16 protein-coding genes are annotated in these 23336 nt (G+C 75.4%); 7 read left to right on the top strand and 9 right to left on the bottom strand.

Going from position 1 to position 23336, the window contains the following annotated elements; translation table 11 throughout:
• Positions 1-27: 27 nt before the first annotated feature.
• Positions 28-1746: a DUF885 domain-containing protein gene (locus GXB85_RS00275; RefSeq protein WP_370523910.1), complete on the bottom strand. Its 1719-nt coding sequence runs from the start codon at positions 1744-1746 to the stop codon at positions 28-30.
• 278 nt (positions 1747-2024) lie between these two features.
• Between GXB85_RS00275 and GXB85_RS00270 the strand changes: the two genes are divergently transcribed.
• Positions 2025-3950, top strand: coding sequence for an FAD-dependent oxidoreductase (locus GXB85_RS00270; protein ID WP_161915658.1), 1926 nt, complete (start codon positions 2025-2027; stop codon positions 3948-3950).
• Between the two features lie 94 nt (positions 3951-4044).
• Complete coding sequence (locus GXB85_RS00265) at positions 4045-5319, top strand: arginine deiminase (RefSeq protein WP_202627394.1); 1275 nt, start codon at positions 4045-4047, stop codon at positions 5317-5319.
• Positions 5320-5359: 40 nt separating this feature from the next.
• Here GXB85_RS00265 and GXB85_RS00260 read toward each other — a convergent pair whose 3' ends face one another.
• A complete protein-coding gene (locus GXB85_RS00260; protein WP_161915656.1) occupies positions 5360-6541 on the bottom strand; it encodes an RDD family protein in 1182 nt (393 codons plus the stop codon).
• 286 nt (positions 6542-6827) lie between these two features.
• Between GXB85_RS00260 and GXB85_RS18685 the strand changes: the two genes are divergently transcribed.
• The 5 genes from GXB85_RS18685 (at position 6828) to GXB85_RS00235 (ending at position 11672) form a co-directional block, all read left to right on the top strand.
• Positions 6828-7616: a DMT family transporter gene (locus GXB85_RS18685; protein ID WP_161915655.1), complete on the top strand. Its 789-nt coding sequence runs from the start codon at positions 6828-6830 to the stop codon at positions 7614-7616.
• A 1-nt stretch (position 7617) separates the two neighbouring features.
• Positions 7618-8424 (top strand): DUF6390 family protein, encoded by an 807-nt coding sequence (locus GXB85_RS00250; RefSeq protein ID WP_161915654.1) that lies wholly within the window; start codon positions 7618-7620, stop codon positions 8422-8424.
• A 214-nt stretch (positions 8425-8638) separates the two neighbouring features.
• Positions 8639-9784 carry an LLM class flavin-dependent oxidoreductase gene (locus GXB85_RS00245; protein WP_161915956.1) on the top strand — a complete coding sequence of 382 codons (1146 nt, stop codon included), beginning with the start codon at positions 8639-8641 and terminating at the stop codon, positions 9782-9784.
• Positions 9781-10419: an FMN reductase gene (locus GXB85_RS00240; protein ID WP_161915653.1), complete on the top strand. Its 639-nt coding sequence runs from the start codon at positions 9781-9783 to the stop codon at positions 10417-10419. The genes GXB85_RS00245 and GXB85_RS00240 overlap by 4 nt, the downstream gene beginning before the upstream one ends.
• Positions 10420-10544: 125 nt before the next feature.
• Positions 10545-11672: an aromatic acid exporter family protein gene (locus GXB85_RS00235; RefSeq protein ID WP_370523909.1), complete on the top strand. Its 1128-nt coding sequence runs from the start codon at positions 10545-10547 to the stop codon at positions 11670-11672.
• Positions 11673-11695: 23 nt separating this feature from the next.
• Here the strand turns inward: GXB85_RS00235 and GXB85_RS00230 are convergent, their stop codons facing one another.
• The 7 genes from GXB85_RS00230 to GXB85_RS00195 form a co-directional block, all read right to left on the bottom strand.
• Positions 11696-12787, bottom strand: a complete 1092-nt coding sequence (locus GXB85_RS00230) for an FAD-dependent oxidoreductase (RefSeq protein ID WP_161915652.1) — start codon at positions 12785-12787, stop codon at positions 11696-11698.
• 1684 nt (positions 12788-14471) lie between these two features.
• Positions 14472-16100 (bottom strand): FAD-dependent oxidoreductase, encoded by a 1629-nt coding sequence (locus GXB85_RS17995; RefSeq protein WP_161915954.1) that lies wholly within the window; start codon positions 16098-16100, stop codon positions 14472-14474.
• Positions 16100-18283, bottom strand: a complete 2184-nt coding sequence (locus GXB85_RS00215; protein WP_370523908.1) for a molybdopterin oxidoreductase family protein — start codon at positions 18281-18283, stop codon at positions 16100-16102. Before GXB85_RS00215 ends, GXB85_RS17995 begins: the two co-directional genes overlap by 1 nt.
• A 1-nt stretch (position 18284) precedes the next feature.
• Complete coding sequence (locus GXB85_RS00210) at positions 18285-19679, bottom strand: MFS transporter (protein WP_161915649.1); 1395 nt, start codon at positions 19677-19679, stop codon at positions 18285-18287.
• A 162-nt stretch (positions 19680-19841) separates the two neighbouring features.
• Entirely contained in the window at positions 19842-20612 is a 771-nt protein-coding gene (locus tag GXB85_RS00205; protein ID WP_161915648.1) for an ABC transporter permease, read from the bottom strand.
• A 226-nt stretch (positions 20613-20838) separates the two neighbouring features.
• Positions 20839-21135, bottom strand: a complete 297-nt coding sequence (locus GXB85_RS00200) for a DUF4287 domain-containing protein (protein ID WP_161915647.1) — start codon at positions 21133-21135, stop codon at positions 20839-20841.
• A gap of 58 nt (positions 21136-21193) precedes the next feature.
• Entirely contained in the window at positions 21194-23254 is a 2061-nt protein-coding gene (locus tag GXB85_RS00195; protein WP_161915646.1) for a thioredoxin domain-containing protein, read from the bottom strand.
• Positions 23255-23336 lie beyond the last annotated feature (82 nt).

The raw sequence follows: 23336 nt of genomic DNA, 5'->3' as shown, positions 1-23336 counted from the left end.
GCTCCTCCCGCGGCCCGCTCGACCCCGTCAGAGCGCGCCGAGCTCGCGTTCGAGGTCGTCGAGGCCCAGCGAGCCGAGCGAGAGGGCGGCCGTGTGCCAGTCGCGGAGGTCGAACGTGCCGCCGTCGGCCTCGTGGCGTGCCCGCGCCGCGGCCCGGCCCGCGAGCCACGCGCGCTCGCCGAGCTTGTAGCTGATGGCCTGTCCGGGCCAGCCCAGGTACCGCACGATCTCGCTGCTCACGAACTCACGTGGGGACCCGCTGCGCGCCGCGAAGAACTCCTCGCCGGCCTCGGCCGACCACGTGCCGCCCGGGCGGAAGGGTGACGACGCGGGGATCGGCAGGCCCAGGTGCATGCCGAGGTCGACGACGACCCGCACGGCCCGCATGCGCTGCCCGTCCAGGTAGCCGAGGCGGGCGCCCGCGTCCTCGAGGTAGCCGAGCTCGTCGACCAGGCGCTCGGCGTACAGCGCCCAGCCCTCGGTGTTCGCCGCGACCGAGCCCACGCTCACCTGGAAGCGCGACAGCTCCGCCGCGCGGTAGGCCCACTGGCCGAGCTGCAGGTGATGGCCCGGCACGCCCTCGTGGTACCAGGTGCTGATCAGGTCCCAGGTCGGGAAGCGCGTGCGGCCCAGCGTCGGCAGCCACGTGCGGCCCGGGCGCGAGAAGTCGAGCGACGGGCGCGTGTAGTACGGGGCGGCGGCCGCGCCCGGCGGCGCGATCATCGCCTCGACCCGCTTGACCGGCTCCGCCACGTCGACGACCGAGCCGTCCAGGTCGGCGATCGCGCGATCCATCATCGTCTGGAGCCACGCGCGCACCTCTTCCACGCCCTCGACCGCGGGACCGTGGACGTCGAGGTGCGCGAACGCCTCGGCCGGCGTCGCACCCGGCAGCACGCGGTCGGCCTCGCGCGCCATCTCGGCCTCGATCCGCGCGAGCTCCTCCCAGCCCCACGCGTAGGCCTCGTCGGGGTCGAGGCGCGCACCCAGGTGCAGCCGCGCCGCGACGAGGTAGCGCTCGCGCCCCACGCCGTCGGGCACGTGCGCCACGGCGGGCAGGTAGGTGCCCGCGATCCAGTCGCGCAGCCCGGCCACGCCCTGCTCGGCGGCCTCCGCGGCGCGCAGCAGGTCACCGCGCAGGCTCGCAGGCAGGTGCTCGGTCGCGGGCGACGTGACGAACCCGCGGTGCCAGCCCACGCCGTCGTCCCCCTCGAGCCATGCCGTGAGCTGCCCGACGACGGCCTCGGCCTGGCGTGGTGCGCTCAGGGCGTCGCGCTCGAGACCGGCCTCGAGCGCGTGGCGGTACGACGCGGCCGAGGCCGGCACCTGTGCCATGCGGGCCGCGACGGCCGACCAGTGGTCGTCGGTCGCGGTGGGCATCATGAGGAAGATCGACTGAAGCGTGTGCACGGGCGACGCGATCGGACGCAGGCTCACGAGGTCCTCGTCGGACTCGTGGACCAGCAGCCGTGCGCCGAGCCGCTCGCGCACGAGCGTCGCGCAGCGCCGGTCGTCCTCGTCGAGCACCACGGCGGCGTCGAGCTCCGTCAGCACGGCGCGCATCGCGTCGGCCTCGGCCGCGAGTGCGTCGGGGGAGTGGTCGGGCATCCGCGTGTCGTCGGGTCGGATGCCCAGCACGGTGCCCACCACCGGGTCGAGGTCCGCCAACGTCTCGACCCATTGGTCGGCGACTGCGCGCGCCGTGGGTCGGGGGTCGGAGGGGCTCGGGGCGCGCTCGTCACTCACCCGCCGCACGCTACCCCTTGGCCCCGACCCGCCCGAGATCGGCCCTTCCGTCGCCTTCCCGGGGCGGAGAGCGACGGAAAGGCTGATCTGGGCGGGGATGCGGGCCGGGTGGAGGGGCGTGAGGCAGACGGGGTCGGGTGGGGGAGGGAGACGGGGCGGGGAGTGCGCGCTCGGGACCATGGGCCCGGGGCGGGCGGCCGTCCGCTGCAGATGATGGGTTGGTCCTCGGGCCGCACCGTCGCGGCGGGTCGGCCCGCGCTCGACCCAGGAGGCTGTCGATGAGCGCTCACCCGCACCTGCTCGCACCCGGACGGATCGGCGGCCTCGAGCTGCCGAACCGCATCGTGATGCCTCCCGTCCGCTCCCACACGGCCGCGCACGACGGCGGCTCGAGCGACCAGGAGATCGCGTACCACGTGGCACGCGCGCGCGGCGGAGCCGGCCTGGTGATGACGGGTGCGATGCTCGCGAGCGTCGAGCACGAGCGTCCGCGTGCGCTCATGACCCGCGTGGACGACGACGCGTTCGTCCCGGGCCTCGCGCGGCTCACCTCCGCCGTGCACGCCGCGGGCGGCCGGATCGGCGCACAGCTCTCGCCGGGCAGCGGTCGCGTGGGGCCGGCCGAGCCCGGCGGCACCGTGGCCGTCTCGTCCTCCGACACGCCGTGGCTGCGCGACCCCGAGCAGCTCTGCCGTCCGCTGTCCGTCGACGAGATCGACCGCCTCGTCGAGGCCACCGGGGCCGCTGCCGCCCGCCTCGCCGCGGCCGGTTTCGACGCGATCGACCTCCACGGGCACGGCGGCCACCTGATCGACCAGTTCCTCACGCCGGTGTGGAACCGGCGTCCCGACGAGTACGGCGGCGCGCTCGAGAACCGGGTGCGGTTCGCGACGCGGCTCGTGAGCGCGGTACGCGACGCGGCGCCCGGCCTCGCCGTGACGTTCCGCCTCGCGACGTCGCACCACGTCCCGGGCGGTCGGTCCCTGGTCGAGGCCGTGCAGATCGCCGAGCTCCTCGAGGCCGCCGGGGTGGACCTGCTGGTGCTCGACGAGGGTGCGGCCGAGACCGCGGACCGGCTGTTCCCGTCCGCGTACGACGGCGACGCGCCCTCCCTCGACCACGCCGCGGCGGTGCGCCGTGCGGTGCGGATCCCCGTGATGGCCGTGGGCAACCTGACCCCGGAGACCGCCGAGAAGGCCCTCGCGGCGGGCGCGATCGACTTCGCCGGGATGGGACGCGCGCTGCTCGCCGACCCCGACCTGCCCCGACACCTCGCCGCGGGCCGCCCCGCGAGCGTGCGCCCGTGCATCCGCTGCAACCAGTGCATCGCCGCGGTGCTCGACGGCGGGACGGTGACCTGCGCGGTCAACCCCCAGGCCGGCCACGAGGCGGCGCGCACCGTGACGCGCGCGCGGCGGCACAAGCACGTCGTCGTCGTGGGAGGTGGGCCCGCGGGCCTCGAGGCCGCGCGGGTCGCGGCGCTGCGCGGCCACACGGTCGACCTCTACGAGAGCACCGACCGCCTGGGCGGCGTGCTCACCCAGGCCGGCACGCCGGAGTTCAAGCACGAGCTGCGCGAGCTGGTCGACTGGTACCGGCACCGCCTGGTCGAGCTCGAGGTCACGGTGCACTACCGGCACACGATCTCCGCGGCGTCGGGGGTGCTGACGCGCGCCGACGAGGTGGTCGTGGCGACAGGTGCACGCCCCGCGCACCCCGTCGAGGTCGGGGGGCAGGGGCGCGCGGGCGTGCTCGACGTGATCGAGGTGCACCGCGGCGCACACGTGGGGAGGCGCGTGGTGATCGCGGGCGGCGGGCTCTCGGGCTGCGACCTCGCGCTCGACCTCGCGCGGCGCGGGCACGAGGTCACGGTGGTCGAGGAGCGCGAGGAGGTCGCACGTGACGCCGTGCCGATGAACCGTGCGGCGCTGCTGCGTCATCTCGCCGGGGTGGGTGTGCGCGTGATCACCGAGCACGGCGTGACGTCGGTCGACGAGCACGGCGTGGTGATCCGCGGCGACGACGGCCTGGTGCGGCTCGAGGCGGACACCGTGGTGACCGCGTTCGGCATGCGTCCCAACGCGATGCTCACGGGCGCCTCGGTGGGCGAGGACCCGCACGTGCACCGCGTGGGCGACTGCGTCGAACCGGGCAAGGTGGCCGACGCGGTCCGGACGGCGTTCCTGGTGGCGGCCCGGCTCTGAGGCCATCGGCCGTCGCGGCCGTCTTGCGTCCGCCGCGGCCACGCGATGGGGTGGGTCCGGCGCGGACGTCGGCTCCGCGGTGAGGGAGGTCCACGTGAGCGGCTACGGCGTGCACTCGGAGGTCGGTCGGCTGCGGCAGGTGATCGTCCACCGTCCCGACCTCTCGCTCGAGCGGCTGACGCCCTTCAACCACGACGACCTGCTGTTCGACGACGTGCTGTGGGTCGAGCACGCGCAGAAGGAGCACGACGCGTTCGTCGCGCTCATGCGCGAGCGCGGCATCGAGGTGCTCTACCACCACGAGCTGCTCGCCGAGGCCCTCGACGCGAGCCCCGAGGCCAAGGAGCACGCCGTCGAACGCACCGTCAGCCACCTGACGGTGGGGCCCGTGCTCGTGGACGAGGTGCGCGCCGAGCTCACGTCCTGGGACGGGCCGCGGCTCGCGCGGCACCTCATCGGCGGGCTCACCAAGGACGAGCTCGGCATCGGGCTGCCGGGCGGTGTGGGGGCGACCCCCGCGGACTCGCTCGTGGCGTCGCTGACCCGCCGCCGCGACTTCATCCTGCCGCCGCTGCCCAACTCGCTCTTCCAGCGCGACCCAGCGGCCTGGCTGTACGGCGGGGTGTGCCTCAACCCCGTCTTCTGGCACGCGCGCCGCCTCGAGACCGTCAACCAGTCGCTCATCTACCGCTACCACCCGCGCTTCGCCGACGCGGGCCTGCAGTACTGGTACCCGCCGCTCGGCGACGACGGCGGGCTCGACGAGGAGGACTTCGGTCGTGCCTCGATCGAGGGCGGCGACATGATGCCCCTCGGCAACCGCGCGGTCGCGATCGGCATCGGCGAGCGCTCGACGGCGCCCATGGTCGAGAAGCTCGCGCTCGAGCTGTTCCGCGCCGACGCGGCCGACCGTGTGCTCGTGGTCGACCTGCCGCCGAGCCGCGCGTACATGCACCTCGACACGGTCTTCACGCTGCTCGACGTGGGCACCGCGACCGCGTTCATGCCCGTCATGGGCTCGGCGCGCGCGTACTCCCTGCGCCCTGGGGACCGCGACGGCTCCCTCGAGGTGCTCCCCGAGGACGACGTGTTCGCGGCGTTCGCCGACGCACTCGGCGTGCCCGAGCTGGTCGTGGTCCCGACGGGCGGCGACGACGACCAGCAGGCGCGTGAGCAGTGGGGCTCGGCCAACAACTTCCTCGCGCTCGAGCCGGGCGTCGTCGTCGGATACCACAAGAACGTCTGGACCAACCGCACCATCGCCGAGCACGGCGTCGAGGTGCTCGAGATCGAGGGCTTCGAGCTCGGCAAGGGACGCGGCGGCGCGCGCTGCATGACGTGCCCGACGAAGCGTGACCCGCTGCCCTGAAGCGGGGCCGGTCGCCAGGGTGGCGCGGCGGTCGCCGGTCTCAGGCGGGTGGTGGGGCGCTCGCGCCGCAGCCCGGGAGCTCCTCGCCGTCGACGACCATCGAGAGCTCCCAGCCCCACTCCTCGCCCACGTCGTCGAGGACCGACAGCGGCAGCAGCACCTCGGTGCTCGTGTCGCCCACCGGTGTGCCGAGCCCGTCCTGGATCTGGCCCCCGCGTGAGACGTGGTCGATCGTGCGCGTGCCGCCGTCGGCGTCGCGCAGCCGCAGGCGCATGACGACGTCCTCCTGGGGCACCTCGCCGTCCCACCCCCAGGCGACGTGCAGCCCGCGGGGCTGGTCGGTGAGGCGCACGCGCTCGACACCCCAGCGGCTCTCGGTCCACGGCTCGGGCCACGTGCTCACCGAGCCGTGGACGAGCCGCAACGGTGCGTCCGGTGGGTCGGCGACCTCGCACCACGAGTAGGTCTGCGGGGCGCTCGTCCCGGTGGTGGGGCCGATCGCGAACGCGGCGCCCGCCGTCACCACGACGGCCGACCCGAGGGTCGTGAGCCGGCGCCAGCGCGGCGACCGGTCGTCGACGTTGCGCAGCACCGCACCCGGGGCGGGCCGGGGGCGGCGCCGCAGCTCGACCTCGGGTGCGAGGTCGGCCTGCGTCGCGACGGGGTGCGCGGGTACGGCCTGCGTTCCGCGTCGGCGGGAGACGAGGCGCTCGAGGCCGCGGTGCGGCAGCGGTGAGCGCGTGCTGAGCGCGACGGTCGAGACGAGCGAGTCGGCGAAGGTCTGCCGCCACGGGTGCCACAACGGCCGCAGGAAGCCGACGAGCAGGATCGCGTCGAGCACGTGCAGCACCCAGCGGGCCAGCGTGCGGAGCAGGCCCACGGGGCGGCCGCGGTCCGCGTCCACCACGGCGATACCGAGCAGCAGCTTGCCCGGTGACGAGCCGAGGTACGCCTGCATCACGAGCATCGCGGCGAAGACCGAGAGCACCCACGGGTCGTTCCACACCACGCTGCCGTCGGCGGGGAGACCCGGACCGAGCATGTCCGGCGCCGCCGTGGGCTGGACCGGCACCGCGAGGAAGACGACACCCCCGAGCAGCAGGTTGTCGAGCACCGACGCGACCACGCGCTGCGTCCAGCTCGCGAGCGACGCTGGTCGGGGTGCGAGAGGTGCCGTGCGTACCGCGGTCCTGACCGGGGCGCCCCCGTCGTCGTCGATCACGCGCGCCATCCTGCCGGACGACGCCCCGGCCGCGGGAGGGGGTACGCGCACGGGTTGCCGCCCCTCTCGCCCGGTCGGCGACCTCGGTCGAGCCGCCCGTCTCGTCCCGGTCCGCGACCTTGGTCCCTGGTCCCCTCCGGGGCGCGGGAGCAGCGTGGGAGGTGACCTCGCCGCTGGAGGCGTCCCATGGGTGTGACGCGGGTGCTCGACCTCGACGGGCTGCAAGGGTTGATCGACGCCCTCGCGGCGCGCGGGTACACGGTCGTCGGACCGACGGTCCGCGACGGTGCGGTGGTGCACGGCGGGGCTCGTCGTCCTCGGCGCGGGCGGGCGCGCGCGCCTCACCTGGCCGCACGACGTCCGGGGCTGGGCAGGTCTCGCCGTCGTCGGGGTGCTCGGCGGCAGCGTGCCCTTCGTGCTGTTCTTCGAAGGTCTCGCGCGGGCGTCGTCCGCGCAGTCGGCCTTCCTGCACAAGACGCTCGTGGTGTGGGTCGCGCTGCTGGCCGTCCCGCTGCTCGGCGAGCGGTTCGGCCGGTGGCACGCGCTGGCGGTCGCGCTGCTCGTGCTCGGGCAGCTCGGCCTGTCGGGCGGCGTGCCGCGCGGGTTCGGCTCGGGTGAGGCGATGATCCTCGCCGCGACCCTGCTCTGGTCGGTCGAGGTGGTCGTGGCCAAGCGGCTGCTCGCGTCGGTGTCGTCGTGGACCGTGGCGCTGGTGCGCATGGGCGTGGGCTCCGCGGTGCTCGTGGGCTGGCTCGCGGTGCAGGGCCAGGCGGGTGCGCTGCTCGCGATGACGGGCGAGCAGCTGCGCTGGGTGCTGCTGACCGGCGTGGTCCTCGCGGCGTACGTCGGCACGTGGTTCGCGGCGCTCGCGCGCGCCCAGGCGGTCGACGTGACGGCGGTGCTGGTGCTCGCCGCACTCGTGACCGCGACGCTCGCGGGTGTGCGCACGGGACAGGTCGCGGCCACCGACCTGCTGTGGCTCGGAGTGGTGGGCCTGGGTGGCGCGGTGCTCACGTGGTCGGTGCTGCGGGACACCCACGCGGCGTCCCGCTCGCTCGAGGAGGCCGCGACGTGACGTGAGCGGCCCCGTCCTCTTCGCGCGCTACGCGTACCCACCCAACGAGCGCGGCTACTGCGGCCCCGACGCCGCGGCCGAGCTGCTCGAGAGCGTGTCGAGCGTGGCGTCGACGCAGGGCCCCCGGCCGACCGGAGGGGCTCGGGCTCCGTCGGGCCCGGACGGCGGCGAGCTGCGGGCGCTCGCGCGCGGGTTCGCCGGGGCCTGGCCCTACCTCGAGCTCATCGCAGGGGCCCACGGGATCGACGACCCGCTCGACGAGCGCGTGGTCGAGGCCTACTGGGTGGGCAACGAGCTGTTGCGCCTGCCGCCCGGCGCGCTGCTGCGCGCGGCCGAGGAGCGGTTCCGCAGCCGCCTGCCGCGGCTGGGCCCCGCGTGGGAGCGCATGGCCGCGCCCCTGCCGACGATGGCGCCGCACCACAGCGCGCACGTGCTCGCGCTGTCGCCGTGGCTCGGGCTGCTGCGCACGGGCGTCGTCGACCGCCCGCTCGAGGTGCTCGACCGCTGTCGCGTGCGCTGGGGCGAGGTGCTCGCGGTGGGGCCCGAGCACGCCGTCGTGCGCTCGCGGCCGCTCGAGTGGGACGGGCACCGGGTGGTCGAGGGGGCGCTGCGGCCCGAGACGGTGCGGGTCGCGGCCTTCGGGCGTGCCCTCGCGGGCGACCTGCGTCCCGGCGACTGGTGCACGATGCACTGGGACTGGGTGTGCGAGGTCGTCGAGCCGCGGCGGCTCGCCGCGCTGTGCGCGTGGAGCCGGCGACAGCTGCGTGCGGTCAACGCCGCGCAGACCCTCGCGCACGTGTGGGGGTGAGCGAGCCGCACGTGTGGGGGTGAGCGAGCCGCACGTGTGGGGTGAGCGAGCCGGGCACAGGCGGACGGGTGTGCGCGGAATAGCCGCGAGGCGGATGCGGTTCTCGGAGTCAGATGGTTGAATGTTTCACTATCAACACCGAGGAGTGACGATGAGCGACCAGCCGGCCAGCGCCAGCACCCACCCGTCCCAGGGTGCCGCGCCCGCACCCCAGATGCAGTTCGGCGTGTTCACCGTCAGCGACCTCACGCAGGACCCGACCACGGGCCGCACGCCGAGCGAGCACGAGCGCATCCGCGCCGCCGTCGCGATCGCGAAGAAGGTCGAGGAGGTGGGCCTCGACGTCTTCGCCCTGGGTGAGCACCACAACCCGCCGTTCTTCTCGTCCTCGCCCACCACGACGCTCGCGTACGTCGCCGCGCAGACCGAGCGGCTCACGCTCTCGACCGCGACCACGCTGATCACCACCAACGACCCGGTGAAGATCGCCGAGGACTACGCGATGCTCCAGCACCTGTCCGAGGGGCGCATGGACCTGATGATGGGTCGCGGGAACACCGGCCCCGTCTACCCGTGGTTCGGCCAGGACATCCGCAACGGCATCCCGCTCGCCGTCGAGAACTACGCGCTGCTGCACCGGCTGTGGCGCGAGGACGTCGTCGACTGGGAGGGCCGCTTCCGCACGCCGCTGCAGTCGTTCACCTCGACCCCGCGTCCGCTCGACGGTGTGCCCCCGTTCGTGTGGCACGGGTCGATCCGCAGCCCCGAGATCGCCGAGCAGGCGGCCTACTACGGCGACGGCTTCTTCCACAACAACATCTTCTGGCCGATCCACCACACCAAGCAGATGGTCCAGCTCTACCGTCGCCGCTTCGAGCACTACGGCCACGGCAGCGCCGACCAGGCGATCGTGGGGCTCGGCGGGCAGGTGTTCATGCGCAAGAGCTCGCAGGACGCCGTGCGGGAGTTCCGACCCTACTTCGACAACGCGCCCGTCTACGGGCACGGCCCGTCGCTCGAGGAGTTCAGCGAGATGACCCCGCTCACCGTGGGCTCGCCCCAGCAGGTCATCGACCGCTACGCCGCGATGCGTGACCACGTGGGCGACTACCAGCGCCAGCTGTTCCTCATCGACCACGCCGGCCTGCCGCTCGAGACGGTACTCGAGCAGATCGAGATCCTCGGCACCGAGGTGGTGCCCGTGCTGCGCAAGGAGCTCGCCGTCGGACGCCCCGCGCGCGTGCCCGACGCGCCCACGCACGCCGCCCGCGTCGAGGCCGCGGGTGGCGGCCGCGACGCGACCGTCTACGCGGACGCCGACGGCGTCACGGGCCGCGCACCCGCGCCGGTGACGCGATGAGCGCCCCACGCCGGCTCGTCGTCGTCTCGGCCGGCATGAGCCAGCCGTCCTCGACGCGGCTGCTCGCCGACCGCCTGACCGAGGCCACGGTCGCGGCGCTCACGAGCCGGTCGGTGCCCGTCGAGGTCACGGTCGTCGAGCTGCGCGAGCACGCGCACGACCTCACGAACATGCTGCTCACGGGATTCGCGACGCCCGAGCTCCAGCGCGTGCTCGACGCGACGGTGGCGGCCGACGGGATCGTCGCCGTGACCCCGGTCTACAGCGGTTCGTACACGGGCCTGTTCAAGACGTTCTTCGACGTGATCGACGACGGCGCGCTCGCGGGGGTGCCGACGCTGATCGCGGCCACGGCCGGGACGCCGCGGCACTCCCTCGCGCTCGAGCACGCCGTCCGGCCCCTGCTGAGCTACCTGCGCGCGGTGACCGTGCCGACCGCTGTGTTCGGCGCGACCGAGGACTTCGGGGCCACGGCCGGGCGCGCGGCGAGCGACGGCACCCCGCCCCTCGCGGCGCGCGTCGACCGTGCGGCCGAGGAGCTCGCGGGGCTCGTGGCGGCACGCGAGCCGCGCCAGGTCGCTGACCCGTTCGCCGACCCGACCCCCTTCGACCAGCTGCTGCGCGGCGACACCTGACCGAGCCCGCCGACCCGCTGTCGCGACGGCGGTCCCTCCGGCGCCTCGCCGCAGGCGATCGTCATCCCGGCGGGGCACGTGCCCGGTCGTCGGCACAGGAGACGCCGGCGCGGGAGACTGGGGCCGTGCGTGTCAGCTCCTCGCCCCCGTCCGCGTCCACCGTCCCGCGGCGGTGGACGGTGATGCGTCGCCGCGTCGCCGTCGCTGCGCGTGACGGGCTCGCACGGGCGCGCGTGGCTCTCGTCCCGGTGCTGCTCGCCTCGCTGGCAGCCGGGGCGGCCTGGTTCCTGGCCGCCGACGTGCTCGGACACCCGTCGCCGTTCTTCGCGCCGGTGTCGGCGTGGGTGGCGCTCGGCTTCAGCGCCAACCGCCGCCCGCGCCGGGTCGGCGAGCTCGCGGTCGGGGTCGCCGTCGGCGTGCTCCTCGGTGACCTCCTCGTGCACCTCATCGGCGCCGGGGCGCTCCAGGTCGGCCTCGTCCTGGCCGTCGCGGCGCTCGTCGCGCGCGTCGTCGACCGGGGCGACCTGCTCGCGACGCAGGCCGGCGTGCAGGCGATCGTCATCGTCGGGCTGCCCGCGGCGCAGGTCGGCTCGGCGGTCACCCGCTGGACCGACGCCCTCGTCGGTGGCGCCGTCGCGCTCGTCGTCGCGGCGCTCTCGCCGCAGGACCCGCGCCGCGAGGTGCACGCACTGGCCGGGGAGTCCTGCTCCGCCCTGGCCCAGGTGCTGCGGCTCACCGGGCACGGGCTGCGGGAGGCGGACGCCGGGGAGGTCGAGGAGGCGCTCCTGCGGGGGCGGACGTCGGGGCCCGCCCTCGACCGTTGGCGGTCGGTCGCGCAGGACGCCCGTCACGCGGCGCGCGTCTCCGCGTCGCACCGCCGTCGCCTGCCCGAGCTCGCCCGGCTGCTCGCGTCGGCCGTCGCGGTGGACCGGGCGATGCGCACGGCCCGGGTCGTGGCTCGTCGGGCGCAGCTCGTGGTCGGCACGCCCGCGCTCGACCCGCTCCCGGAGCTCCTCGAGGACCTGGCCGACGGTGTCGACCGCCTCGGGCGCGCGCTGTCGTCGGGTGCCGACACCGCGGTCGCACGCGAGCACCTCCGTAGCGTGGCGGGCGGCATGGACCCCTACCGCGTCGACTCGGCGGACCTGCAGGCGCAGGGCCTCGTGCTCCTGCTCCGCTCGGTGGTCGTCGACCTCCTCGAGGCGGCCGACGAAGAGCCGGGTCCGGCCCGGGCAGCGCTCCCGACCATCTGACGAGCGGCGGCAGCGGCTGGTCCTCAGCGGTTGAAGAGCTCCGCGATCGCGGTGCTGAACAGGTCGCGGCCCTTGATCTCGCTCGTCTGCACGGGGCCGACGACGACGCGACCGTGCTCTCCCTCGAGCTGCGACGCGCCGCCCTCGGGGCCGAGAGGCAGCACGATGCGCTCGCGGGCGGGCGTGTAGGTCGCGCTCGGGGCCCGCCCGGCGAGGACGTCGAGGACGTTCGTCGCGACCACCTCGGCGTGGTCCATCGCGGCGCTCGCACGCTTGGACTCGCGCACGTCGCTGATGTCGCCGATCGCGAACAGCCTGTCGTAGCCGCGCACGGTCAGGTGCTCGGTCACCGGCAGCGTGCCGTCGTAGTGCCGCAGCGACGCGAGGCGCGTGTCGAGGTAGTCGGTCTGGGCGCGCGACCCGTACGCCCGGAACCACATCTGCGCGTCGATCCGCGTGCCCGCCGTCGTCTCGACCGAGAACGGTGCGTACAGGCCGACGTCCTGCATGGGCAGGTAGCCCAGAGGTGCGCCGAGCACGAAGTCCACGCCGCGAGCCGCGAGCTGTTCGCGGACGGTGGTGCGCAGCTCGGGCAGGTAGTCGCCCGCCATCAGCACGTCGGGCTCGCGGTCGACCACCGTGACGCCCAACCCGGGGACCGCCGCGGTGAGCTCGCCCGCGAGCTCGAGGCCCACGGGACCGCCGCCCACGATCATCACGCGCTCGCAGCGCTCGAGGTCCGCGCGCAGGCGTGCCAGGCGGGCCTGCGCGAGGTCGGTCCTGTCCTCGAGGAACTTGGCGGGGAACGGGTAGCCGGTGCCGGTCGCGAGCACCAGGACGTCGGCGTCGATCGCCTCGCCCGCCGACAGGTGCACGCGACCGTCGGTCACCAGGCGCGCCCAGTCGTGGACCACCCGGCCGTGGGTGAGCAGCCGGTCGAGCGGGAGGAAGACGCGCTCCTCCCACGCGGGGTCGACGACGACGCGCAGCGCGGCCGACGCGTGCACGAACGCGTCCTTGGGCTCGACCAGCACCACCTCGACGTGCTCGTCGAGCCGCCGTGCGAGGCTCGCCCCGCCGTACCCGCCACCCACGACCACTACACGCTGTCCCATGCCACCCCTCCCAGGTCGGGCTCGCTGCCCACCCCATCATCGGCGGGCCAGCGTCACCACACCTGGGACGAATGGCACGCGCAGCCCCACGCCCACCCCCACCCGGGCCCCCCAAGCGCCCGCCCGCCGAGTTCGCACTCGCGCACCGAGTTCGCACCTGGGCGGATGCGAACTCGGTGCGCCGGTGCGAACTCGCGGTGGTTGGGGGTCGGGGCGGGCCCGGGGTGGGGGCGAGCCGAGGACGCGGGGGAGTGGGCGGCTTAGGGTCAGGTGTGGGGCGCGGGTCGGGCGAGACGGGTGAGATGGTCGGCGTCGAGCTGGTCGACGACGACGGCGACGCGCGCGCCCCTGCGGGATCCGGACCGGTCGCGGTCGGCGAGCAGGACGCAGACCGGGGCGACGCAGGCCGAGGCGGCGCAGGCCGAGGCCGGGCGGGCCAGGGCTGGACGGGCCGGGGTGGCGCGCCGCAGCCGGACGGCAGGCCGAACGCGGACGGGGATCCGCGCCCGGGCGATCCGGGCCGTTCGACGAGGCGCCCATGGCCCCGCCCGCGACGCGGGACGCTCGTCGCGCTTGCGCTTCTGGTGGCCCTCATCGGCGGAGGTGGGCTGGTCGAGTGGGCGCAGGCCGCTCGCTACGACGCGCGGGTGGCCGCGTACGACGACGTGCCGTACGTCGCCGGCCCGCTGCGTGAGCCGCCGGTCGAGCGGTGGCGCGGCGGGCTGCTTGTCTCGTGGGCGGGCGACGTCGTGATCGCGCGCCCCGCGGCGTCGTCCGACACGATCGAGGCGCGTGCCCTCGCCGACGGCGCGCTGCGGTGGACCCGGGCCGTGCCCGACGGCTACGCGAGCTGCCCCCACGCGACGCGTGACGGCGCACTGCTGGTGTGCGAGGTGCGCGCCGGCCTGCTGGTGCTCGACGCGGACGACGGCACGACGGTGCGCGAGGTCGGTGCGGGCGACGCGTGGACCATGGTCGACGACGACCTGGTGCGGGCAGCGGTCGACGGCTCCGACGTGCTCGTGCGGCGTTCCGACACGGCGACCGGCGAGGTGCGCTGGAGTGCCGAGCTCCGCGACGTCGTGCCCGCCGAGGGTGCGCGCGGCGTACGCGTCGGTGCGCACGGCGACCTCGTGCTGGTGGGCGGCTCGGTGGCCGCCGCGCTCGACGCCGACGACGGCGCGGTGCTGGCCGCGCGCGGCGGCGAGCCAGGTGCGGAGGCGATCGCGGCACCGGCCGCCGGAGGGTTCGTGCTCGCGACGTCGCAGCGCTCGTCGACGTGGTTCGACGCCGCGGGGCGGGCGGGCGCCGAGCTCCCCGGCGGGCCCGTGCCCGTCCTCGTCGACGACTCGGTCGCTGCTGACGGCTCGGCGTCGGTCGGCGCGTCGGCGGGTGACGGCGTCGTGCTCGTCACGGACGCGGATCGGCTGCGGGCGGTCGACGTGCGCGCGGGCCGCACGCTGTGGGAGCGCCCGGCCGTCTCCCGCGCGCTGCTGCGCCTGGGCGACCGGCTGCTGCTCGAGACCGAGGACGCGCACGTCGCGGTCGACCTGCGCACCGGTGCGCAGGCGTGGAGCCTGCCGCGTGACCCGCTGCTCAGCCTCCACGACCTGGTGCCGGTGACCGACGGCGTCCGTGTCGCCCTGCTCGAGTACGACGCGGCGGACGGCTACCGCGCCGCCGCCTACGACCTCGACGACGGCACGCGCCGCTGGGCCGTGCCGCTGCCCGACGGCACGGGCTCGCTCAACGTGACCGCCGCGGGTGACGTGCTCGCAGGCTGGGCGCCGTTCGCCGTCCTGGAGTGAGGCGCCCCGGCCGACGGGTCGGGCGACGCCTTGGCGAGCCAGTCGACGAGGCCGCAGACCGCCTCGGTGCAGCCGCCGCAGCCGGTGGTGGCCCGTGTGGCCCGGGCGACGTCGTCCGTCGAGCGCGCGCCGTGCTCCCAGCAGCGGACGATGTCACCCTTGGTGACGCCGTTGCAGCGGCAGACGGTGGCGCGGTCCGGCATGAGGGTGGGTGACGGCTCGGCCGTCGTCGCCGCGCCGCGGACGGGCCGGAGGAGCAGCTGCGCGGGGTCGGCCGGGACGGGCGTGGCCCGGGTGTAGGCGGTGGTCAGGTCGGCTCCCACCTCGGGGGCCCCGACGCAGGCGACCGCGACGACGGCGCCGTCCGCCACGGACACCTCGACGTGCCGGCCCGCGGCGGGGTCGCTCAGCGTCACGGTGCGTGCCCCGGCCACCGGCGCGCCCATGGCGACGACGTCGAGGCCGTGGGCCTTGAGCCGCACGACGTCGGTGCCGCCGAGGGGCGACGACGTCGGTGCGTCGGCGCCCGCGAGCACCGCGGCGAGCCTGCGCGACTGCTCCCAACCCTGCGCGATCAGCCCGGTGCCGCCCTCGGGCGGCTCGGCGCAGTCGCCGATCGCGTGGACCGCCCGGTCCGCCGTGGTCAGGTCCGCGTCGACGACGACGCCCCGGCGCACCTCGAGGCCCGCGCGCTCGGCAAGGTCGACGTCGGGCACCGTGCCCGCCGTCAGGATGAGCAGGTCTGCGGCGACGGTGCTGCCGTCGGTCAGGCGCACGCCGGTCACGCGCCGGGAGACAGCACCGGTGTCCGTCGTCGCCACGTCCGCCGTCGCTCCGTCCGGGGCGCCCCACGTGGCCGCCGTCCCGAAGGTCGACACGTGCACCTCCGCCGCGACGACGCCGGTGCGCTGCTCGATCCCGAGCCGCGTGAGCCCGGCGAGCGCCGCCGCGCCCGCACCGTCGCCCAGCTGCCGGTCCATGACGTGCGGGCCGCCGTGCACGAGCGTCACGGCGAGGCCGCGGCGCCGGAGTCCGCACGCGACCTCGAGCCCGAGCACCCCGCCGCCCAGCACCAGCGCCCGGCGCGTGTTGACGGTCGCCGCCACGATCTCGCGGGCGTCGTCCAGGGAGCGCAGCGGATGCACGCCGGCGGGGAGCCGCTCGAGACCGGGGACCGACGGGATGCGTGCCCGCGCCCCGGTGGCGAGGACCAGGTGGTCGTAGGGGAGCTCCTCGCCTGAGTCGAGGACGAGCACGCGGCGCGTGCGGTCGAGCGCGGTCGCGCTGGTCCCGCGCAGCACCCGCACACCGTCGACGTCGGAGGTGGGCAGGGTGATCGATGCGACTCCCACGGCACCCGCGACCACCTCGCTCAGCAGCACGCGGTTGTACGGCTCGTACTCCTCGGCGCCCACCACCGTGATCTCGGCCTGGGGTGCACGCGCCCGCAGATCCTCCACGAACCTCGACCCGACCATGCCGTTCCCGACGACGACGACACGCATCACCGGACCACCTCCAGCTCGTCGGCCGCTCCCCGGGACGTCTCGCCGACGGCGCGCACCTGCACGGCGCACACCTTGAACTCGGGCATCCCGGAGACCGGGTCGGTCGCGTCGCTCGTGAGCCGGTTCGCGCTGCCCTCGCCGGACCAGTGGAACGGCATGAAGACGGCGTCGGGCCGGGCGGACGGCGTGACGTGCGCGGCCGCGACCGCCGTGCCGCGCGCCGAGGTGACCTCGACCAGCTCGCCGTCGCTCACGCCCAACCGGTCCGCGAGCAGCGGGTGCAGCTCGACGTACGGCTCGGGCTGGGCCGTCGCGAGCGCGGGGACGCGACGGGTCTGCGCACCCGACTGGTAGTGCTGGAGCACGCGCCCGGTGATGAGGTAGATCGGCGCGTCGCGGCGCAGGTCGTCGGCGGGACCGTGGTGGTCGACGGCGACCATGCGCGCGCGGCCGTCGGGGGTCGGGAAGGACTCCGTGAACAGCCGCGGTGTGCCGGCGGAGCCCTCGGGGCACGGCCAGTGCAGCGCCTGGCCCGCGGCCTCGGCCGCGTCGAGGCGCGCGTGCGAGAGCCCGCTGTAGTCCGCGACGCCCCCCGCGCTCGCGCGTGCGAGCTCGTCGAACACCTCGGCCGGGTCCGTCGGGAAGCCCGTCGGCACTCCCAGGCGCGCGGCGAGGTCGTGCAGCACGTCGAGCTCCGAGCGCACCCCGGGCGGGGGTGGCAGGGCCCGACGGCGGCGCAGCACGCGCCCCTCGAGCGAGGTCATGGTGCCCTCCTCCTCGGCCCACTGCGTGACGGGCAGCACCACGTGGGCCAGGCGCGTGGTCTCCGACGGCACCAGGTCGCACACCACGAGCAGGTCGAGCGCGCGCAGGCGCTCACGCACGCGGTCGGCGTCGGGTGCCGAGACCACGAGGTTGCAGCCGTGCACCAGCAGGGCGCGCGGCCCCGCCGGGGTGCCGAGGTGGCGCAGCAGCTCGACCGCGGGCACGCCAGGCCCGGGCAGCGTGTCCGGGTCCACGCCCCACACGCGCGCGACGTGCGCACGCGCCGCCGGGTCGTCGATGCGCCGGTAGCCGGGCAGCTGGTCGGACTTCTGGCCGTGCTCGCGCCCGCCCTGGCCGTTGCCCTGCCCCGTGATCGCGCCGTACCCGCTCCCGGGGCGGCCCGGCAGGCCGAGCGCGAGGGCGAGGTTGATCGCCGCGCTCACCGTCGCGGTGCCCTGGCTCGACTGCTCGACGCCTCGGCCGGTGAGGACGACGACACCGCCGCGTCCCTCACGCCGGGACAGCGCCGCGCGGGCCGCGAGCATGCGCGCGGTGCGGCGCACCAGGTCGGCCGGCACGCCGCTGACCTGCTCGACGCGCTCGGGCCACCACGCCGCGACGCTGCGCCGCACCTCGTCCGCCCCCGTGGTGCGTGCGGCGAGGTACTCCTCGTCGGCCAGGCCCTCGCCGAGCACCACGTGCAGCAGGCCGAGCAGCACCGCGAGGTCGGTGCCGGGCACGGGCTGCAGGTGCAGGCCGCCACCGTCGTCGGTGAGCGCGGCGGTCGCCGAGTGCCGCGGGTCCACCACCACCAGCCCGCCCTGCGCACGGACGTCGCCCAGGTGCGCCGTCGACGGCGGCATGGTCTCGGCGAGGTTCGAACCGAGGAGCACGACGGCGGACGCCGCGCCCACGTCCGCGAGCGGGAACGGCAGCCCGCGGTCGATCCCGAACGCCCGGTTGGCGCCGGCCGCCGCGCTCGCCATGCAGAAGCGCCCGTTGTAGTCGATGAACGGGGTGCGCAGCACCACGCGCGCGAACTTGCCGAGCGCGTACGCCTTCTCGTTGGTGAGCCCGCCGCCGCCGAACACCGCGACCGCCTCGCGGCCGTGCTCGGCCTGGAGGCGCCGTACGCCGTCGGCCACCACGTCGAGCGCCTCGTCCCACGACGCGGGCCGCAGCTCGCCGTCGGCGTCGCGCACGAGGGGCGTGGTCAGCCGGTCGGGTGCCCGCAGCACCTGGGCGCTGGTCCAGCCCTTCTGGCACAGCCCGCCGCGGTTGGTGGGGAAGTCCCGCCCTGCGACCGTGACCGGCGCACCCACGGCCCGCGCGTCGTCGTCGGGCGGGGAGAGGGTCATCGCGCACTGCAGCGCGCAGTACGGGCAGTGCGTCCGCGTCCCGGGACCGGCCGGCACGTCAGATGCCCGCCGCGCTCAGCACAGCGCCGCGGCGGCGGTAGACCCACCAGGTGACGGCGCCCATGAGCACGTACATCCCGACGAACGCCCACAGCGCCGGCTCGAGCGACCCGGCGGCGCTGTTCGAGACCGCGAAGCCGCGCGGGATGAGGAACCCGCCGAAGGCACCGATCGCGCCGGCGATCCCGATGCATCCCGCCGCGGCCTTGCGGGCCCGCGCGGCGCGCTCGGGCGTCGTCGCGCCCACCTGGAAGACCGCGGGGATCATCCGGTAGGTCGAGCCGTTGCCCACGCCCGTCGCGACGAACAGCACCAGGAACGAACCGAAGAACAGCGCGAAGCTGCCGCGCTGGAGCGCGAGCACCGCGCCGACGGCGCCCAACGCCATGGTCGCGAAGGACGCGATGGTCACGCGTGCACCGCCCAGCTTGTCGGCGAGGATCCCGCCCGCGGGACGGGCGAGCGAGCCCACGAGCGCGCCGAGGAACGCGAGCGAGAGCGTGACCTGCGGGAACTGCCCCGCGAGCAGCGTCGGGAACGCGCCCGAGTAGCCGATGAAGCTGCCGAACGTCCCGATGTAGAGGAACGAGATGATCCAGGTGTGCCGGTTGTGCACGGCGGCGCCGAACGCCTTGTAGTCCGCGCGGGCGCCGCTCAGGTTGTGCATGCGCGTGGCCGCGAGGAACGCCGCGAGCAGGATCAGCGGGATGAACATCAGCCCGGCGCGCTCGAGGGCCAGACCGGCGCCCGCGACGATCACCAGCGGCACCGCGAGCTGCACGGCGGCCGTGCCGATGTTGCCGCCCGCGGCGTTGAGGCCCAGCGCCTTGCCCTTCTCGCGCTCGGGGTAGAAGAACGAGATGTTGGCCATCGACGAGGCGAAGTTGCCCCCGCCCAGCCCGGCGAGCGCCGCGACCACCAGGAGCATCCCGAACGGCGTGGTCGGGTCGGTCACCACGTAGGCGAGCGCGCTCGCCGGCAGCAGGAGCAGCAGGGCCGAGACGATCGTCCAGTTGCGCCCGCCGAAGCGCGGGACGGCGAACGTGTACGGGATCCGCAGGGTGGCGCCGACGAGCGCCGGGATCGCGATGAGCCAGAACTGCTGGTCGACGGTGAGCGCGAAGCCCACGCGTGACAGCTGCGGCACGACGATGCTCCACGACGCCCACACCGCGAAGCCCAGGAACTCGGCGAAGATCGAGGGGTAGAGGTTGCGGCGCGCGATCCGCCGGCCCTCGGCCTCCCAGGTCGCGACGTCCTCGGGGTCCCACCGGTCGATCCACCGACCCCGGCGGACGACGACGTGCGGTGCGGTCGCGGTCTCGGTCGTGCCCGCAGGCGCGGTGGGCGGGGCCGACGTCGTCGTCGTTGTGCCTGGTCGGGTGACGGTCATGGTGCCTCCTGCGTCCTGGCGAGCGGGTGCCCCGACGCTAGGAAGCGGGTGTTTCACCCGGCGACGGCCGGTGTTACCGCCACGGAACCTTGTCCGCACGCCGCGCTGTCGGGCGCTGTGAGAACAGCGTCGTCGGGCGCTGTGAGAACGGCCGCAGGAGGCTCAGGTGGGCAGGCGCGCCACGAGCGAGGGCGAGAGCAGGCGGCGCCGCGCGACCAGCTGGATCGTCACGAGCACCGCGAGGGCCTCGGCCGCGAGCAGGCCCACGAGCACGAGCAGCTGTGCGGCCCCCGCCTCGGCGGGCGAGCCGCCGCCCAGCAGCACACCGACGAACGCGCCGGGCAGCGTGACGAGGCCGACCGTGCGGGTCTGGTCGAGCGGCGGGACGAGCGCGAGGCCCGCGGAGGGCCGGGCGATCTCGAGCGCGGCGGGGCACGGCTCGAGGCCGACGGCGAGCGCGGCCTCGTACTCACCGTGCCGCTGCTCGAGGGTGTCGGTCATGCGCCGGCCGGCGAGCGTGGTCGCGGTCATCGCGCCGCCCAGCAGGATGCCCACCACCGGCAGGATGCTCTCGGGTGCCCACGGCACGGCGCCCGACGCGAGCACGACGGCGGCCGTGGGCAGGGCGCCCGCCGCGATCGGCAGCACGGTCCACGGGCGCACGCGAGGCAGGCCCAGCCTGCCCGCGGCGGTCAGGGCGGCCACGGTCAGCATCACGGCGAGGTAGGCGAACGTGAGCCACACCGAGCCGAGCACCGCGACCAGCAGCGCCGAGATCACGGCGAGCTGGACGGTCGCCCGGCCGGCCGCGGTGAGGATCGCGCGGCGCAGGTCGAGCCGTGCCGCGCCGACCGCAGCCACGGCCACGAGCACCAGGACGACGACGGCGATCGCGAGGTTCCAGGACGGTGCCACGACCCCCGCGCTGCTCATCCCACCACTCTGTCAGCCCTCTGCTGCCTGCGCTGTGTGGACCGTCGGCGGCGTGCGGGGTGTTCCTGGCCGGTGTGGAGTGTTCTCGACCTGAGTGGAGCGTTCCCGGCCGGTGTGGAGCGTTCCCGCCGGGTCCACCGGCGTGTCGCCCCCGGAAACGCTCCACACCGGGCTGGGTCCACGGTGGACCGGTGGTGCGGGTTCAGGGCGTGGCGGTGGTGTGGGCTCAGGAACCCGCGGGGCGGTTCGCGGCGCCGTCGAGCCACAGGGTGTCGGACTCGTCACGGTGCGAGCCCGCGGAGCCCACGTGCTTCGTGCTGATCTGCGCGCCGTTGCGCAGCACGTGCCAGAACGCCATCGCGTGCCCGCGACCCACGCCGTAGTCCTCCGCGAGCCACGCGACCACCTCGCCGGCCTTGGTCGACGGCGCGTCGAAGCCCTTCTGCCGCGCGACGGCGAGCAACTCGCGCGGGGTCAGCCCCGTCTTCTTCTCGACGGCGTCGAGGTAGGCCTGGAACGACATGCGCGGTCCTCTCGTGGCGGGTTGCGATGAAGGTACCGACCCGCCGACCACGCGGAACTCATCGGGAGGGCGGCCCCGCGAGCTGCGCCGCGAGCTCGACGGGATCGGTCGTGGGCCGGTCGCACGTGAAGCCGCGGCACACGTACGCCGTCGGGCGGCCGTCCAGCGCCGGCCGGTCGGCCAGCAGCGCGACGCCGTCGGCCTCGGGCGCACCCGCGACCCGCACGGCACCCGGTGCGGGGGAGAGCGCCGCGACGCGCCACAGCTCTTCGCGCTCGCCGTCGGGCCCGACGACGGCGATCTCGCGCGGCCCGTCCGCGAGCGCCTCGGCGACCGCGAGGGCCCAGCCGGCGGCGCGCGGCACCTCGACGGCGAGGCGCAACGGCCCGACGAGCGCCCGCTCGGCCGCCTCACGGTGCCGTGCCGATCCGGTGAGCGCCGCGTACGTCAGCAGCGCCCCGGCGGCCGCGGTCTGCCCGGCCGGGGTGGGGCCGTCCGCGAGCTCGCGCGGACGGCGGATCCGGGCGAGCACCGGGTCGGTGCGGTCCGCCGCGGTGTCGAAGAAGCCGCCGTCGTCGGCCCGGAACTGCGAGAGCACCTCGTCGAGCACCGCGCGGGCGGGCTCGAGCCAGCTCGCGTCCCCGGTCACCTGGAGCAGCGTGAGGAAGCCGTCGGCGACGTGCGCGTGGTCCTCGAGCACGCCCGCCGCCGCGCCCACCACACCGTCGCGCGAGGCCCGCGCGACGCGTCCGCCGTCGAGGTGCGTGCGCAGCAGCTCGGCCGCACCGACTGCGGCGGCGACCCAGTCGGGCCGTTGGAGCAGGTCACCGGCCTCGGCGAGGGCAGCGACGGCGAGCCCGTTCCAGGCCGCGACCACCTTGTCGTCGCGTGCGGGCCGGGCCCGCCGGTCGCGCGCGGTGAGCAGGGCCGCGCGCACGCGCTCCCAGCGCGCGGGGTCCGGGTCGAGCGGCATCTGCAGCACCGACGTGCCGTGCTCGAACGTGCCCTCGGGAGTGACCGCGAGCACCTCGGCCGCCCACGCGCCGTCGTCGTCGCCGAGCACCTCGGCGAGCTGCGCAGGGGTCCACACGTAGAACGCCCCCTCGTGCGGCACGCCGTCCGGCCCGGGGCTGTCGGCGTCGAGGGCCGAGGCGAAGCCGCCCTCGGGCGTGCGCAGCTCCCGCGACATCCAGTCGGCCGTGCCGACGACGACGCGCCGGGCCAGCTCGCGCTCGGGCGACCCGGGCGGGGCGAGGCGCCACCAGTGCGCGTAGACCCGCAGCAGCAGCGCGTTGTCGTACAGCATCTTCTCGAAGTGCGGCACCACCCAGCCGGCGTCGACCGAGTAGCGCGCGAACCCGCCCGCGAGCTGGTCGTGCAGGCCGCCGCGTGCCATCGCCGCGAGCGTGCGCTCGGCCATCGTGAGGGGCTGGGGCTCACCGGTGCGCGCGTGGTGCCGCAGCAGCCACTCGAGCAGCATCGACGGCGGGAACTTGGGGGCGCCGCCGAACCCGCCCCGCGTGGTGTCGAACGCGTGCGCGAGGCTGCCGAGAGCGGTCGCGAGGATGCCGTCGTCGAGGGGCGCGGCCTGGTCGCCCGCGTGCGGGACGAGGGGGCCGGCACGGCGTGCGAGGGCGTCGCGCAGCCCGTGCGCGCTCCGCTCGACCTCGGCGCGCTCGGCCTGCCACGCCTGGGCGAGGGCGGCGAGCACCTGCCCGAACGACGGCATGCCGTGCGCAGGGACGGGCGGGAAGTACGTGCCGCAGTAGAACGGCTGACCGTCGGGGGTCGCGACCACGGTCATGGGCCACCCGCCGCGCCCCGTGGTGGCCTGGGTGGCCTCCATGTAGACGGCGTCGACGTCGGGCCGCTCCTCGCGGTCCACCTTGACGTTGACGAAGTGCTCGTTCATGAACGCCGCCGTGGCCTCGTCCTCGAACGACTCGTGCGCCATCACGTGGCACCAGTGGCACGCGGCGTAGCCGACGGAGATGAGGAGCGGGACGTCGCGCTCACGGGCGGCGGCGAACGCCTCCTCGCCCCACTCGTACCAGTCGACGGGGTTCTCGGCATGCTGCTGCAGGTAGGGGCTCGTGCTCCGGGCGAGGCGGTTCGGCACGGCTGCTCCTTCCGACGTGCGGGCGGCGCGGACGACGCGTCGTGGAGGCGCCGACGACGGGGTGCTGCCACCGTCGCACAGG

This window comes from Cellulomonas sp. APG4 (assembly GCF_009996735.1).
Lineage (GTDB): Bacteria > Actinomycetota > Actinomycetes > Actinomycetales > Cellulomonadaceae > Actinotalea.
The sequence above is the reverse complement of the archived record's forward strand: the minus strand, read 5'-3'. Positions and strand labels throughout refer to the sequence as shown.

Excerpts from the sequence above, each read along its gene's own strand:
- GXB85_RS00270 (WP_161915658.1), top strand. The coding sequence starts at position 2,025 with ATGAGCGCTCACCCGCACCTGCTCGCACCCGGACGGATCGGCGGCCTC.
- GXB85_RS00245 (WP_161915956.1), top strand. The coding sequence starts at position 8,639 with ATGCAGTTCGGCGTGTTCACCGTCAGCGACCTCACGCAGGACCCGACC.
- GXB85_RS00240 (WP_161915653.1), top strand. The coding sequence starts at position 9,781 with ATGAGCGCCCCACGCCGGCTCGTCGTCGTCTCGGCCGGCATGAGCCAG.
- GXB85_RS00230 (WP_161915652.1), bottom strand. The coding sequence starts at position 12,787 with ATGGGACAGCGTGTAGTGGTCGTGGGTGGCGGGTACGGCGGGGCGAGC.
- GXB85_RS17995 (WP_161915954.1), bottom strand. The coding sequence starts at position 16,100 with ATGCGTGTCGTCGTCGTCGGGAACGGCATGGTCGGGTCGAGGTTCGTG.
- GXB85_RS00210 (WP_161915649.1), bottom strand. The coding sequence starts at position 19,679 with ATGACCGTCACCCGACCAGGCACAACGACGACGACGTCGGCCCCGCCC.
- GXB85_RS00205 (WP_161915648.1), bottom strand. The coding sequence starts at position 20,612 with ATGAGCAGCGCGGGGGTCGTGGCACCGTCCTGGAACCTCGCGATCGCC.
- GXB85_RS00200 (WP_161915647.1), bottom strand. The coding sequence starts at position 21,135 with ATGTCGTTCCAGGCCTACCTCGACGCCGTCGAGAAGAAGACGGGGCTG.